This is a genomic window from endosymbiont of Ridgeia piscesae, from assembly GCF_001443665.1.
In the GTDB taxonomy this organism is placed as follows: domain Bacteria; phylum Pseudomonadota; class Gammaproteobacteria; order Chromatiales; family Chromatiaceae; genus Endoriftia; species Endoriftia persephonae.
Window position 1 is genome coordinate 27299 of record NZ_KQ557134.1, and the last position, 15247, is coordinate 42545.

Consider the following 15247-nt stretch of genomic DNA (forward strand, 5'->3'; position numbering starts at 1 on the left):
CAGCACCAGAACCACCCCCTGCATAACCCCAACAGACAGCCTGCCATGACCACCCTCTTCTACATCCACGACCCGATGTGCTCCTGGTGCTGGGCGTTCGCTCCGGTACTCGACAAACTACAACGACAGCTGCCAGCCGAGATCCGGTTTACCCGGCTGCTGGGCGGTCTGGCCCCCGACAACCCTGCTCCGATGGCAGCAGAAATGCGCGAGCAGCTGCAGGCGACCTGGCGGCGTATCGAGCAGAAGCTGCCGGAGATCCGCTTCAACTTTGATTTCTGGAGCCGTTGTGAGCCACGCCGCTCCACCTACCCGGCCTGCCGTGCAGTGATCGCCGCCCGAAGTCTGAATGATTCAAAAGAACAGCCGATGATCCGCACAATCCAACAGGCCTACTATCGGCAGACAAGAAACCCTTCGGACGCAGCCACCCTGATCGAACTGGCCGGAAAGATCGGCCTTGACCCCGCCCGCTTCAGAGTCGCCCTCAACGACTCCGCCACCGACACCATCCTCAAGCAGGAGATAGCCCAGGCCCAGGCGATGCACGCCACCAGCTTCCCCGCCCTGGTGCTGGAGCTGGACGGAGGCTTCTGGCCGGTACCGGTGGACTACCACTCGGCGGAGCCGATACTTGAAACAATCGCAATGATCTGCGGTGAGTGATTGACTCATCGACAAAACAGGGCAAAACTCCCCCGCCATGCTCAACCAAGACACACTCAACCGTTACCGCCAGGACATCGTGTTCGATGCGGAGCTATGCGGACACCGCTTCACCTTCCACACCACCTGGGGCATCTTCTCGCCGCGGGAGATCGACGAGGGCACGCGGCTGCTGCTCGATCACCTCGAGGTCACCCCCAGCGACAACTGTCTCGACATCGGTTGCGGCTACGGCCCGATCGGTATCACCCTGGGGGCGCTGGCGCCAGCGGGCCAGACCCTGATGGTGGACAAGGATTTCATGGCGGTAGAGTTCGCCAATGCCAACGCCGCCCGCAACCAGATCGGCAACGCTCGGGCCCAGCTGAGCAACGGCTTCGCCCATATCGATCCGGCACTGCGCTTCGACCTGATCGCCTCCAACATCCCCGCCAAGGTGGGCAAGGAGATGCTGAGTCTGATCCTGCATGACGCCTGGGCACGACTGAACCCCGGCGGACGGCTCTATCTGGTCACCATCAACGGCCTGCGCCAATACATGAAACGCAACCTGAATGAGGTCTTCGGCAACTACAAGAAGCTGAAACAGGGCAAGAGCTACACCGTGGCGCTGGCACACAAAGAGTAATCATGAGCGATCAACCTGAGAGAGCTGAGTTGACCGCCAACAGGCGCTGCCTACACAATCACCTGGCCGATACTATCGTCACCCGCTGGGCATGAGGTAGAACGGCTCAGTCAGCAGCAGCCAGCCGGTTCAACACATGCGACGCAGCCACTAAACCGAAGCTGGCAGTAACCGTCACCGCCGAACCAAAACCTCCGCAATTGAGGCTGGAATCCCCCGCACCCGGCTTGCTGGCACAGACCCCACCACTGCCATCTGGGTAGCACTGCGGCTCGTCGGAGTAGACCGCCGCCACACCGAAACGCCGCTTGGTATTTGACGAAAAACCATACTCCCTGCGCAACAGCTTACGGGTCTTGGCAAGCAGCGGATCCTGCTCGGTGCGGCTCAGATCGACTAGGCGGATGCGGGTCGGGTCGACCTGGCCTCCAGCACCGCCCACCGTAACCAGCGGCACTTTTTTTCGTCGGCAGACGGCGATTAGCGCCGCTTTGGTGCGGAAGTTGTCGATGCAGTCGACCACATAGTCGAAGCCAGCATCGCTCACCAGCTGCAGATTCTCCGCCTCGACAAACACCTCCACCGCCTCAACCCGGCAGGCAGGGTTAATCCCCAACATCCGCTCACGCATCACCGCCACCTTGGCGCGGCCGTAGTTGCCGTCTAGAGCCGGCAACTGCCGGTTGGTGTTGGACTCCGCCACATGGTCAAGATCGAACAGGGTAATCGCACCCACTGCACTGCGCACCAGGGCCTCTGCCACCCAGGAACCAACCCCACCGATGCCGATCACGCAGATGCGGGAATCGACGAAACGCGCTAGTCCGGCTTCGCCATAGAGTCGCGCAATACCGCCAAAACGACGCTGGAAATCGCTGTCAGTCACCAGATTATCAGAAGCCCTTAAATGCAGTCAGCTCGATCTGCCAGGAGCAAATCAGCAGCGATCGGAAGGAAGAAAAAAGTGTCGGCAATGATTGCCGACACTGCCGGAGAATATCGCCTACTTCTTTGACTTGTCGCTCTTTTTCTTGCCATCTTTGCTCGTTTTGGCTTTGCCAGATGTGGACGGATGCTTGGCCTTGCTAGCCTTTTCCCCGCTGGAACTGCTACCAGTGACCTTTTTTGATTTTCCAGGCTTGGCGCGACAATAGGCATCTACTTTTTTACCGCTTTTGGTTTTGTAACTCTTGACCCAGCTGCAGGCGGCATTCGCCGAGCATTTGGACTGACTCAGCCCCTTACAGCTTGAGGCCATTGCTGCTGAATGGAATAACGCCAGTGCCACTACCAGAGTAACAACAGCAAAACCTTTCAGATGCGAGCTCATCTTTTTCATCCTTATTTTCCTTTTGGTTAGTCCATAAACATCATTCACCATCACTCACACGACAACCACTCTATTGCATCAGGGGGATGGTGAATGCTCTTCTCGAGCCGGTAACATATATTTACAGAGAACGAATGAAAAGATGTGCTGCGCATCGCGCCTGCCTGGAGGTATAACACATGTTTTCCACACTGATCGCGCTCTCCTTGCTGATCATGTTGGGCTTAGGAGTGGCCGCCCTATTCCTGGCTGGCAGCTCTACAAAGTCATCCTCCATGGAGGATCCGGCCCGGCCGGAGGAGGGGGAGGAATGAGCATTTAAGAAGATTGAGAAATATCAATGACGACACTCCCGCCCCCATGGTCGAATGGCCCCAAGCTGGTCGAGGGGAATTGAAGCAGTATCACCTCGGCCAGCTTATCTCCTCCATCCTCCTTTGGTATAAACCGCTTCGACTGACCTTGTCGAAGCGGATTTTTTTGCCTTTCTCCCAATCCTGGTCTGGCTAAATACGTCCTCGCACCGCCCTCAGACGAAATATCCGAACTGGTCGGATTGCTCCGGTTAGTTCAACTCCATCGATTCGCTCCGCTCACGCAGCTGATGCTCATACAGAGCCAGATAGGTCTTGCGCAGGAGCTGCTGATAGGAGGATCGCGGTGGCGTCAGCCGCTCGACCATCCTCTGAAAGTAACTCAGCTGCTCCTGGGGTGGAATATGATACGAATAGCTGAACATAATCTTGCCCTCCTCTGACTTCAAATCTAGAGCTATTGACAAGATCACCACAGGTGACTAGACGCAGAATTTTGTAGGAACTATCTGAATAATCGATCAGAAACAGCGACAGTCTTACAGGTCGACCTGTCGCCCAAACATCACCACCCGCCGACGGACCCGCTCAGCAAGATCGCTCTCCACCTGATCCCAGCTGAAGCGCCAGTTCCAATTGCCCTCGGTGGTGCCCGGGGTATTCATGCGGCATTCCGAGCCTAGCCCCAGCAGGTCCTGCATCGGCACCACGGCCAGGCTGGCGCAGGAGATAAATGCACAGCGGATCAATGGCCAGGGCATCGCTTCTCTCGAGCGCCCCATGTATTCATCGATATATTCACGCAAGCCATCATCCAGACAGCGATACCATCCCAGGGTGGTGTCATTATCGTGGGTACCAGTGTAGACCACCGAATCGACCGTATGGTTGAACGGCAGATAGGGGTTGTCCGCATCCCCAGAGAAGGCAAACTGCAGAATCTTCATGCCCGGCAGATGGTAGTGACGCCGCAGGGCATCCACCTCGGGGGTGATGATGCCAAGATCCTCCGCCACCAACTCAAGATCCGGAAACGCCCTGTAGAGGGCGGCGAACAGTCTCTCCCCAGGCGCCTGGACCCAGCGCCCGTTGACCGCCGTCTGCTCCACTGCCGGGATCTCCCAGTAGGCCTCAAAACCACGAAAATGGTCGATGCGCACCAGATCGAAGAGCATCATCTGGGTTCGCATCCGCTCGATCCAGAAGGCAAACCCGTCAGCCTCCAGCATATCCCAGCGGTAGAGCGGATTGCCCCAGCGTTGGCCTGTCTCAGAGAAATAGTCCGGCGGCACCCCGGCAACCACTCGCAGTTGGCCGTCCGGCAGCAGATCGAAGAGGGAACGGTGGGTCCAGACCTCGGCGCTGTCATGAGCGACAAAGATCGGCACATCGCCAAATAATTTTACACCACGCTCATTGGCGTACCGCTTGAGCCGCCTCCACTGGCTGAAAAAGAGATACTGCTCGAAGCGGATAAAGCTGATCTGATCGGCCAACCGGGCACGGGCTTGGGCCAATGCCAACGGATCCCGGTCGCGCAGGGGCGGCAACCATTCCCACCAGGCGCCGCCCTGTTCGGCGCGCAGCGCCTGAAACAGGGCATAGTCATCCAGCCAACCGCTCTGTTCAGCGAGGAACTGCTCAAGTTCCGAACGCGCCTCGTCGCTGGCTCGCTCCTTGAACCCCTCCCAGCTCAGGCTGAGGGCAAATGAGCGCCCTTTATCAGAGAGGACCCCCTCCTCCAATGGCAGCTCATCGAGCCAGCCCGCCTGTAGAACCGGCTCCAGGCTGATCAGTCGCGGATTGCCCGCATGCATCGAGATGCCCTGGTAAGGGGAGCCGTCCCCGTGGGTCGGGTTGACCGGCAACATCTGCCAGACGCTAACTCCGGCGGCGGCGAGAAAATCAACAAAATTGTAGGCATTGCTGCCCAACGCACCAACACAGGCCGGTCCTGGCAGCGAGGTGATATGCAGCAGAACTCCGGCGCGACGGCGACCCAGGATAGGGTCAGCAACTCTGCGCCCAAGGAGTTCTATTTCATCTATCGGCAAATCCATGCCAAATCCAGGTTGGGTTCAGTCACTGTCGAAGGCAGGGCAGGCACAACATAACGCTATCAATCACTCTTTTTCATCACCCCGCCCAGCGCCGGATCACCGCTGCCAGAGGCAAACACCTGGGAGAGATAATCAGGCTCCGCTTCACCCAGCAGCTCATAGAGGTGGGCGAGCTGACGCCTAAAGAGCTTCTCAAAATCGCTTACGGTATCGCCCGGATTGTAGTCACCAAACCACCAGAACCAGTCCGATCCCTCGCAGATCGCCAACTGTCGCTCCAGCTCCGCCAGCTCATCCTGCGCGAAACTGCCTGCTGTGATCACCCGATCGTAGGCACGCTTAGCATCCGCCAGCATCTCCCAGGCGCGGTTTTTATCCTTATCACCAATCCAGGTGGAGAAAGTGCCGTAGACCCAACTCCCCGCCACCAGGCTGGAGAGCCGCGGAGAGGCATCTCGATGTTCGCTCAAATAGTCCGAAAAGGTGGTCATTTTCAAACGCGGATGCGCCGCCAAACGCTCGTAGAGGGTGGCGAGGAAGTAACTGCCATTGCTGGGATAATATTCCCAAGCATTCTCCCCATCCATGATGATCGAGACCAGCGCTGAGGGATTCCCCCGGCAGGAGTCGGCAATATTTTCCAGGTGGCCAATCAGATCCCCCACCGCATCATCGGCATGCCAGTCACCATAGGTAAAGCCGATCAGGTCGGAGAGGCCGTCGTCACGAAAAAACAGATTCACCGAACCATCGTGAACCCGGTAGGCGGAGTGGACCCAGTTTTCCGGCAACTGATCGCCCTTACCGGCAGCGCAGAGGCTATTGTGCAACACCTGCTGACCGGTGGCCGCCCAGCGAAACCCCTCTTCTTCCAAAAGCTTCAAGGTCGGTTCGCTCACTGCCCCCTCGGATGGCCAGCAACCGTTTGGACGAAAACCGAAGTGGGATTCAAATACCTCGATCCCCTTGCGGATATGCCAGCGGGCACGGGCCTCACCACCGGGATAGTCCGCCAACTGCGGCATCTCCACCTTCGGCAGGGCCTCCTTGGCAGAGTCCATCTCCACCAGCAGCGGCATGATCGGATGGGCATAAGGGGTGACCGAGAGCTCAACCCGCCCCGACTTGGCAAGTTTGCGGTAGCGTTCGGCGATTCCGCCCAGCACCTCGCTGATCAGCTCCACCAGTGCGCGCCGGTCGGCCACACTGTAACCGTGCCCCTTGGCCTGTAGCGAACGTACCCGAATATCGTGGATCCGCAGACACTCACCGATCCAGGCCAGATGGTACCAGATCAGCAGATCGGCCAGAAACTGGTCGTTTAGGTAGCTGACGTACTGATCATCCTCAAGCATCCGGCGTGCCAGTTCAGCGAGCCGCTCGAACGGCTTGTGGCGTTTGATGAGGTGCCTCTCATTGGCTCGCAGGCAGGCGGAGATCAGCTCTGTGCGCGACTCCAGATCGAGCGGCAGACCGGGACCCGCCAGCGCCGCCAGTAACGGATCGCGGATCAGCGTGCCCTTTTCGAGCCAGTCACGGGTCTGCCCGGCATAATCATCGATCTGCTCCAGCAGCACCGGCGCAAAGTTGACCACCGCCCGGGCATCCGGATTGTGCTCCAGATGCGCCGCCATGTCGGAGTAGTCTTTGATGCCATGCAGATAGACCCAGGGCAGATGGTAGTCGCTTTGCTCCGGCCCTTTGTAGTAGGGCTGGTGCATGTGCCAACAGAGAACAACATTGAGGCGTTTTCCCTCAGCGGACATAGCGCAAAACCTGCCCAAGCATATCCGGCGTTACCAGCACCACCCCACCTTCGGAGACGTAAAAACGCTCGGCATCCGCGACCGGATCTTCACCGATGATGGTACCTTCGGGAATCTCGCAGCCCCGGTCGATAACCGCATTGCGGATACGGCAGTTACGACCGATATTGACGTCGGGCAGGATCACCGACTTCTCCACCTCGGTGAAGGAGTTGATGCGAACATTGGAGAACAGCAGAGAGTTCTTCACCTGAGAACCGGAGATGACACACCCGCCAGAGACTAGGGAGTCCACTGCCATGCCGCGGCGCTCCTCGTCATCGAAGACAAACTTGGCCGGCGGCAGCTGTTCCTGATAGGTCCAGATCGGCCAAGTATGATCATAGAGGTTCAGCGGCGGCGTCACCCCAGTCAGCTCTAGATTTGACGCCCAGAAGGAGTCGATGGTGCCCACATCGCGCCAGTAGCCCTGCTCACCGCTCTCTACATCACGGAACGGATAGGCGCGAATGCGGTACTCTTTGATCACCTTGGGGATGATGTCCTTGCCAAAATCCCGCGAGGAACCCGCGGTGTCAGCATCCTTGATCAGCTGTTCGTAGAGGAATTTGGTGTTGAAGACGTAGATGCCCATGGAAGCCAGCGCCGTACTGTCACGCCCGGGCATTGGCTTAGGGTGTTCCGGCTTCTCCTGAAACTCGAGGATGCGGCTCTCCGCATCCACCGCCATCACGCCGAACGCCTTGGCCGTCTCCAGATCGACCTCGATACAGCCGACGGTCAAATCCGCACCCGACTCCACATGCTCGGCAATCATCGCACCATAGTCCATCTTATAGATGTGATCGCCGGCCAGGATTAGTACGTAATCGGGGTTGTGTGAGCGCAGGATGTCGAGATTCTGATAAACCGCGTCAGCAGTCCCCTCATACCAGTTGTTCTCGATCCGCTGCTGCGCCGGCAGCAGCTCCACATACTCGCCGAACTCGCCACGCAGAAACCCCCAGCCACGCTGGACGTGCAAAATCAGTGAATGCGCCTTGTATTGGGTCAGCACACAAATTTGGCGAATACCAGAGTTGATACAGTTGGAGAGCGGGAAGTCGATGATGCGAAATTTGCCACCGAAGGGGACGGCAGGTTTGGAACGCCATTTCGTCAGATGCTTAAGCCTGGAACCGCGCCCTCCGGCAAGGATCAGGGCGAGGGTGTTGCGCGTCAGGCGACTAACAAAACGTGGATTCTGGTCGGACATTAGACTTCCCTCCATGACCGGGTACTCTGCACAGCGAAATATCAACAAGGCGTCGTATTGGCATGGCGGTATGGTACCATCATGCACCCTTTCAAGCGTACCGGAAAAGGCGGAATTTCTTCCATGACACAAGTGATCAAGGCCACTGTTGCTGAACCCCTGCAACGTATTATCGAGGCGCGTCACCACGACCCTTTTGAGGTGCTTGGGCGACATCTCACAGGCAAAAAAGTCGAGGTCACCGTGTTTCTGCCTCGCGCCAGGAAGGTGACCCTGAGTGACATTGATGAGCCCCTGGAAAGAATCGAAGGCACCGACCTGTTTCGCGGCAAATTCAAGGCCGCCAAACTCCCCGAACGCTACCAGCTCGAATGGTTCGATGAACAGGGCGCACGCCATCAGCAATACGACCCCTACTGTTTCACCCCACAGCTGCCGGACTTCGACCTGCATCTGTTCGGCGAGGGACGCCATCGCCACGCCTACCGCTTCCTGGGCGCCCATCCGTGGCAGGCGGATGGCATCGACGGCGCGCTCTTCTCCGTCTGGGCCCCCATCGCGCAACGGGTCTCGGTGGTCGGCGACTTCAACCAGTGGGACGGCCGCACCCATTCGATGCGGGTACGCGGCAGCACTGGCATCTGGGAGCTGTTCATCCCCGGCATCGGCAGTGGCCACTTCTACAAGTTCGAGATCCGCACCCACTCCGGAGAGATCAGCCTGCGCAGCGACCCCTACGGCAACGCCTTCCAGCTGCGACCGGAGAGCGCAGGCATCATCTGCGCTGAAACCTATCAGTGGCAAGACCAGGGCTGGCTGGAATCACGCCGCAGCTTCGACTGGCAACACCAGCCGATGTCCGTCTATGAGGTCCATCTCGGCTCCTGGCAGCGAGATGAAAACGGCGATTTCCTCAACTATCGGGAGCTAGCCCATCGCCTCTGCGACTACGTTCAACAGACTGGCTTCACCCACATCGAGCTGCTGCCGATCACCGAGCACCCGCTGGACGCCTCCTGGGGCTACCAGACCACCGGCTACTTTGCCCCCACCAGCCGCTTCGGCAGCCCCGATGACTTCCGCTACTTCGTCGACCATCTACACCAGCACGGCATCGGCGTGATCCTCGACTGGGTGCCAGCCCACTTCCCGCGGGATCGTCACGCACTGGCGCGCTTCGACGGTTCGGCGCTCTACGAGCATGAAGACCCACGCCAGGGTGAGCATCAGGACTGGGGCACCCTGATCTTTAATTTTGGCCGCAACGAGGTACGCAACTTCCTCATCTCCAGCGCCGTCTACTGGCTGGAGGAGTTCCACATCGACGGGCTGCGAGTCGATGCGGTGGCCTCCATGCTCTACCTCGACTACTCACGCGAAGCAGGCGACTGGATACCCAACAAACATGGCGGCCGGGAGAACCTGGAGGCAGTCGATTTCCTGCACGAACTCAACAGTGTCACCCATGAACTCCACCCCGGCAGCCTGATGATCGCCGAAGAGTCCACCGCCTGGCCGCAAGTGTCACGCCCTACCTGGCTCGGTGGGCTCGGCTTCAGCATGAAGTGGAACATGGGCTGGATGCACGACAGCCTCTCCTATATGTCGAAGGATCCGGTCTACCGCCACTACCACCACGACCTGCTCACCTTCGGCCTGCTCTACAGCTTCACCGAGAACTTCATGCTGCCCTTCTCCCACGACGAGGTGGTGCACGGCAAGGGCTCGATGATCAACAAGATGCCGGGGGATGAGTGGCGTCGCTTTGCCAGCCTGCGCCAGCTCTACACCTACATGTTCACCTACCCCGGTAAGAAGCTGCTCTTCATGGGCAACGAATTCGGCCAGATCAACGAATGGAATGAGGCCAGCAGTCTCGACTGGGTGCTCACCGACACCCACTTTCACGGCGGGCTGCGTCAGCTGGTGGGCGATCTCAACCAACTCTACCGGGAACAGCCTGCGCTGCATCAACTCGACTTCGAGTCGAGCGGATTTGAGTGGATCGACTGCCACGACAGCTCCCAGTCGGTACTCAGCTATCTGCGCAAGGGCACGGATGGCAGCCAGCTCGTGGTGATCCTCAACTTCACCCCGGTGCCACGGGAGAACTACCGCATCGGCCTGCCGCAAGCCGGCAGCTACCATGAGATCCTCAATTCAGACTCCAAATTCTACGCCGGCAGCAACCTCGGCAACGACGGGCAGATTCAGGCGGAACAACTACCCTGGATGAACCAGCCCCACTCCGCGGTGCTGCGACTGCCACCGCTGGGGGCCATTGTGCTGAAGCCGGAAGGTTAAGAAGCCTCTGAACGAATCGTAGACACCACGCCTGCGCAGCGCTTGGTCAGGGCGCTCGCGGCGAGGTGCCGCCACCCCCTTCGCAAGATCTAATCAGACTTGCGGCTGCGTGGGCGGTAGCGCCGGAAATAGTCGACCAGGCCACGGGTGGAACTATCGTGCTCGGCATTGACACCCTCATCCAGCAGCTCGTTAAGGATCACCCCGGCCAGCTGTTTGCCCAGTTCCACGCCCCACTGATCGAAGGAGTTGACCCGCCAGATCACCCCCTGCACAAAGATCTTGTGCTCATAGAGGGCGACCAGCGAACCCAGCCGCTGCGGCGTGATCTTGTCGATCAGCAGGGTGTTGCTGGGCCGGTTGCCGGGAAAGATCTTGTGCGGCAGCAGATCGACGATCTGTTCTGCCTCCATACCGCTTGCCTCAAGCTCCTCGCGTACCTCGCTGCGGGTCTTGCCACGCATCAGCGCCTCGGTCTGCGCCAGGCAGTTGGCGATCAGCTTCTGGTGGTGATCACCCGACTCATTATGGCTGTTGACCGGAGCGATGAAGTCACAGGGGATCATCTGCGTGCCCTGGTGGATCAGCTGATAGAAGGCGTGTTGACCATCGGTGCCGGCAGTACCCCAGACCACCGCCCCGGTGGGGTAACCCACCGGCCGACCAAAGCGGGTGACCCGCTTGCCGTTACTCTCCATATCAGCCTGCTGCAGATAGTCAGGCAGATAGCGCAGATACTGGTCATAAGGAAGAATCGCCTGGGTTCTGGCCTTGGCGAAGTCGTTGTACCAGACCCCAAGCAGCGCCATCACCACCGGCATATTCTCCGACAGATCGGCATTCAAGAAGTGTTCGTCCATCTCGTGGGCGCCATCGAGCAGCTCATAGAAGCGCTGCATGCCGATGGCGATGGCAATCGGCAGCCCGATCGCCGACCAGAGTGAGTAACGCCCCCCCACCCAGTCCCAGAACTCGAACATATTTGCGGTATCGATGCCAAACTCGGCAACCTTCTCGGCATTGGTCGAGACCGCCACAAAGTGACTGGCCACCGCCCGCTCATCAGCCAGCGATTCGAGCAGCCAGCTGCGGGCGGTAAAGGCGTTGGTTAGGGTCTCCTGGGTGGTGAAGGTCTTGGAAGCAACGATGAACAGGGTGGTCTCCGGGTCGAGCCACTTCAGCGTCTCGATCAGGTGCGTCGCATCCACATTGGAGACAAAATGGACACGCAGGTCGGGGCGCTGATAGTGCTTCAGCGCCTCACACACCATCAGCGGTCCGAGATTGGAGCCACCGATACCGATGTTCACCACATCGGTGATTTCGCGCCCGGTGAAGCCTTTCCAGCTCCCCGAGCGGACCGATTCGGAGAAGGCCTCCATCTTCTCCAACACCGCATTGACCTGCGGCATCACATCCTCGCCATCGGCCCAGATCGGCCTGTTGCTGCGATTGCGCAGCGCCACATGCAACACCGCCCGGTCTTCGGTGTTATTCAGGCGGTCACCTGAAAACATGCGTCGGCGCCAGCCGTCCACATCGACCCGTCGCGCCAGATCGAGTAACAATTGCATGCTCTTGGGCGTAATGCGGTTTTTCGAGTAGTCGAGCAGGATCCCGCAGCTGCGCAACAAAAACTGCTCGGAGCGCTCCGGGTGTTCGGCAAACAGATCCCGCATCTGAATCGGTGCAATCTCTTCCCAATGCTCCTGCAGAGCAGCCCACTCCTCGGTGTGATTTGTTTCAGTCATGATCCGGATTATTGCTTGTTGTGAGTCTACTACGGGTTCTGGTGTGGCATCCGCCAGCGGAGCGCTGATCATTTCAGTGGCAGCACAGCCTGTGATGCGGGAGATAAACCAGAAATTCTCCAACGATTTTAGTTGTTCACAAATGGTAAAGAAGAAGCCTCCAGCTATTCAAGCAACCAGAGGAAAATAATCGAGGTTTTTTGCTGTCATCCCTGCATTGCTTTGATTTAGAATTCTTGCAGCAGGAAAACTGAAGCAGAATCCACGCCCGTGGCGATATATCGAGAGCGATGGCTGAAGTAACCAAACAGAACACCGCCCCTCCCCTCAACATCCTATTTGTTGTCAGTGAGGCGGTGCCACTGATCAAAACCGGCGGTCTGGCCGATGTCGCCGGCAGCCTGCCGGCCGCCCTGCGCAGCCTGGGACACGACTGCCGTCTGGTGCTGCCCGCCTTCCCGGAGGCGCTGCGCCACACGCAGCAGATCGAGACAATCAGCCAACTGCGGCTGTTTGGCTACAACGAACCGGTCAATCTGCTCTATGGGCACTGCGGCGAGCATCAGCTCCCAGTCTATCTGGTGGATGCACCGCACTTCTTCAACCGCGAAGGCAACCCCTACCTCTCACCGACAGGCGATACCTGGGCCGACAATGCCGACCGCTTTGCGCTGTTCTGCCGCGCTGCGGTTGAGATCGCCGTCGACCGGGCCGGCGGCAACTGGCGACCAGATCTGGTGCATGCCCACGACTGGCAGGCAGGTCTAGTACCGGCGCTGCTCTCGGTCGAAACCAATCGCCCTGCCAGCGTCTTCACCATCCACAATCTAGCCTACCAGGGTCTGTTCGACCAAGAGACATTCCAGCGGCTTGGACTCCCGAAGAGCTTCTGGTCCCCCGAAGGATTAGAGTTTTACTGGCAGCTCTCATTCATCAAGGGTGGCATTGCCTACGCCGACCGGATCACCACCGTCAGCCCCACCTATTCCCAGGAGATCCAGACCCCGGAGTACGGTTACGGGCTGGAGGGGCTGCTGCAGCACCGCCGCCACCACTTCAGCGGCATTCTCAACGGCATCGACTACCACGCTTGGGATCCGGAAAATGACCCAGCCATTGCAGAGCCCTTCAATGCCGACCATTTCACCCACAAGCGTCTCAACAAACTGGCACTGCAGCGGGAGTTAGGCCTGCCCGAAGACGAACATATCCAGCTGTTTGGCTATATCGGCCGACTGGTGGAACAGAAAGGTGTCGACCTGATCCTGCAGGTACTGCCTGGCATCATCGACTCAGGCGCGCAGGTAGTGTTTCTCGGCAGCGGCAACCCGGATCTGGAACAGGCGCTGAAGAAGATCAGCAATAAATACCATAGCCGGGTAGGAGTCAGGATCGGTTACGATGAAGGGCTAGCGCATCGCATCGAGGCGGGCTGCGACTGTTTTCTAATGCCCTCCCGCTTCGAGCCCTGCGGCCTGAATCAGATCTACAGCCTACGCTATGGCACTGTGCCGATCGTACGCCGCACCGGCGGACTGGCCGACACGGTGGTCGACGTCAGCCCCGCCACCCTGGCCAACGGCACAGCCAACGGCTTCGTCTTCGACCAGGCGAACGGTTCCAGCCTGTGGCAGGCAGTGGAGCGGGCCATCGAGTTTTACCAGCGCGGCGAGGTGGAGTGGTGCATCCTCGCCACCAGCGGTATGAAACAGGATCTCAGCTGGGAGAACAGCGCCGCCCACTATGTCGATCTCTATCGTCAGACATTGGTGCGCTAAAATTGTCTGAAGCCCCCCTGCCCCCGGGCAACAAAAACCCCGAGGCTAAACAAGGCCCCGGGGTCTGATGTCGAACCGTCTCTGAAGCTGGATCAGGCCGCTTGAATTGGGATCGCATCGCCGGTCCGCGTGACCCGGTTCTGCTCGTTCAGATAGACCAGGGTCGGCTTGAACTGCTCCAGCTCCTGCTCGTCCAGCCCGGCATAGGCGCAGATGATGACCCGATCGCCCGGATCCGCCTTGTGCGCCGCCGCACCATTCACCGAGATGATGCGGGAGCCGGCCTCGGCACGGATCGCGTAGGTGGTAAAGCGCTGCCCATTGGTCACATTGTAGATCTGGATCTGTTCGTACTCGCGGATGCCTGCCAGATCGAGCAGATCGCTGTCCACCGCACAGGACCCCTCGTAGTCGACCTCTGAATGGGTGACACAGGCGCGGTGCAGTTTGCATTTGAGAACAGTCAACAACATCTATCGAGGCTCCGTTTCACTGAACCGGTAATTATTATCGATCTTGATCCGCCCATCAATCCCCGGATGGCGACAAAGAGACCCGCAGATTATCGATCAGCCGCGCCCTGCCCAGATAGGCGGCAGCCAGCACCACCAACTCAGAGGTTCCGCGAGCCGCAGGCTGCAGATCATCGGCCGAAAGGATCTCAACATAGTCGGGGCGAAAACCTGACGATTCAAGGCTTTTTTTCGCCTTCGACAGCAGTTCCGCCGGGTTTGGCTCGGCCGACTTCAAACCCTCGGCCACCATCTGCAGGGCCGCATAGAGTGCCGGTGCACGTTTGCGCTCATCCTCAGTCAGATAACCATTGCGCGAACTACGCGCCAGCCCGTCTGGCTCCCGACTGGTGGGCACACCAACGATCTGCAGCGGCATCGCCAGATCCGCCACCATACGGCGGATCACCATCAGTTGCTGGAAGTCTTTCTCACCAAACAGCGCCAGATCGGGCTGCACCATATTGAACAACTTGCAGACCACCGTTGCGACACCGGCGAAGTGGCCGGGACGACTGGCACCACACAGCATGTCGGAGATCAGTGGCACCTCGACGCGGGTCTGCGCCGCCTGACCCGCCGGATAGATGGTCTCCACGCTGGGCAAAAACAACAGATCGACCCCAGCCGCCGCGAGCTTCTCCCAGTCAGCCGCCAGGGTACGAGGGTAGCTCTCCAGATCCTCACCCGCAGCAAACTGCAGCGGGTTGACGAAAATGCTGACAACACAACGTTCAGCGCGCTTTTGGGCCGCCTCCACTAACGTCATATGACCCGCATGCAGATTACCCATGGTGGGCACAAAAGCGACCCGCTCACCGCCCGCTCGCCACTCACGCACCCGTTGGCGCAGCGCCTCGATACTCGCTGTCTGCTGCATTGC

General features: G+C 58.9%; 14 protein-coding genes. 5 read left to right on the top strand and 9 right to left on the bottom strand.

Annotated features, from left to right (window positions below):
- The first annotated feature begins 45 nt into the window (after nt 1-45).
- The gene (locus Ga0074115_RS10495; RefSeq protein WP_060528495.1) at nt 46-666 is read left to right on the top strand and encodes a DsbA family protein; all 621 of its coding nucleotides are present in this window, start codon (nt 46-48) and stop codon (nt 664-666) included.
- Nucleotides 667-703: 37 nt separating this feature from the next.
- Nucleotides 704-1294, top strand: coding sequence for a class I SAM-dependent methyltransferase (locus Ga0074115_RS10500; RefSeq protein WP_057955880.1), 591 nt, complete (start codon nt 704-706; stop codon nt 1292-1294).
- Between the two features lie 106 nt (nt 1295-1400).
- Here Ga0074115_RS10500 and tcdA read toward each other — a convergent pair whose 3' ends face one another.
- Both tcdA and Ga0074115_RS10510 read right to left on the bottom strand, forming a co-directional pair.
- Entirely contained in the window at nt 1401-2180 is a 780-nt protein-coding gene (gene tcdA, locus Ga0074115_RS10505; protein ID WP_057955881.1) for a tRNA cyclic N6-threonylcarbamoyladenosine(37) synthase TcdA, read from the bottom strand.
- A gap of 117 nt (nt 2181-2297) precedes the next feature.
- On the bottom strand, nt 2298-2633 hold the full coding sequence (locus Ga0074115_RS10510; RefSeq protein WP_057955882.1) for a hypothetical protein: 336 nt from the start codon (nt 2631-2633) through the stop codon (nt 2298-2300).
- Nucleotides 2634-2803: 170 nt separating this feature from the next.
- On the opposite strand from Ga0074115_RS10510, the gene Ga0074115_RS10515 reads away from it, so the two are divergent.
- On the top strand, nt 2804-2938 hold the full coding sequence (locus Ga0074115_RS10515; RefSeq protein WP_057955883.1) for a hypothetical protein: 135 nt from the start codon (nt 2804-2806) through the stop codon (nt 2936-2938).
- A gap of 251 nt (nt 2939-3189) precedes the next feature.
- Here Ga0074115_RS10515 and Ga0074115_RS16305 read toward each other — a convergent pair whose 3' ends face one another.
- The 4 genes from Ga0074115_RS16305 to glgC all read right to left on the bottom strand — a co-directional run bounded on the left by Ga0074115_RS16305 (nt 3190) and on the right by glgC (nt 8019).
- Nucleotides 3190-3363 carry a hypothetical protein gene (locus Ga0074115_RS16305; RefSeq protein WP_157292738.1) on the bottom strand — a complete coding sequence of 58 codons (174 nt, stop codon included), beginning with the start codon at nt 3361-3363 and terminating at the stop codon, nt 3190-3192.
- 114 nt (nt 3364-3477) lie between these two features.
- On the bottom strand, nt 3478-4998 hold the full coding sequence (gene malQ, locus Ga0074115_RS10520; RefSeq protein WP_060528496.1) for a 4-alpha-glucanotransferase: 1521 nt from the start codon (nt 4996-4998) through the stop codon (nt 3478-3480).
- Between the two features lie 59 nt (nt 4999-5057).
- Nucleotides 5058-6764, bottom strand: coding sequence for a glycoside hydrolase family 57 protein (locus Ga0074115_RS10525; RefSeq protein ID WP_060528497.1), 1707 nt, complete (start codon nt 6762-6764; stop codon nt 5058-5060).
- A complete protein-coding gene (gene glgC / locus Ga0074115_RS10530; protein WP_006473923.1) occupies nt 6754-8019 on the bottom strand; it encodes a glucose-1-phosphate adenylyltransferase in 1266 nt (421 codons plus the stop codon). The genes Ga0074115_RS10525 and glgC overlap by 11 nt, the downstream gene beginning before the upstream one ends.
- Before the next feature lie 123 nt (nt 8020-8142).
- Here glgC and glgB point away from each other — a divergent pair, with 123 nt between their 5' ends.
- Nucleotides 8143-10323 carry a 1,4-alpha-glucan branching protein GlgB gene (gene glgB / locus Ga0074115_RS10535; RefSeq protein WP_060528498.1) on the top strand — a complete coding sequence of 727 codons (2181 nt, stop codon included), beginning with the start codon at nt 8143-8145 and terminating at the stop codon, nt 10321-10323.
- 89 nt (nt 10324-10412) lie between these two features.
- On the opposite strand, the gene pgi is transcribed toward glgB, so the two are convergent.
- A complete protein-coding gene (pgi, locus tag Ga0074115_RS10540) occupies nt 10413-12074 on the bottom strand; it encodes a glucose-6-phosphate isomerase (RefSeq protein WP_198295067.1) in 1662 nt (553 codons plus the stop codon).
- Between the two features lie 290 nt (nt 12075-12364).
- Between pgi and glgA the strand changes: the two genes are divergently transcribed.
- Nucleotides 12365-13852, top strand: coding sequence for a glycogen synthase GlgA (glgA, locus tag Ga0074115_RS10545; protein WP_057955887.1), 1488 nt, complete (start codon nt 12365-12367; stop codon nt 13850-13852).
- A gap of 92 nt (nt 13853-13944) precedes the next feature.
- On the opposite strand, the gene panD is transcribed toward glgA, so the two are convergent.
- Both panD and panC read right to left on the bottom strand, forming a co-directional pair.
- Complete coding sequence (gene panD / locus Ga0074115_RS10550; RefSeq protein ID WP_057955888.1) at nt 13945-14325, bottom strand: aspartate 1-decarboxylase; 381 nt, start codon at nt 14323-14325, stop codon at nt 13945-13947.
- A 55-nt stretch (nt 14326-14380) separates the two neighbouring features.
- Nucleotides 14381-15244 carry a pantoate--beta-alanine ligase gene (gene panC / locus Ga0074115_RS10555; RefSeq protein WP_198295068.1) on the bottom strand — a complete coding sequence of 288 codons (864 nt, stop codon included), beginning with the start codon at nt 15242-15244 and terminating at the stop codon, nt 14381-14383.
- Nucleotides 15245-15247 lie beyond the last annotated feature (3 nt).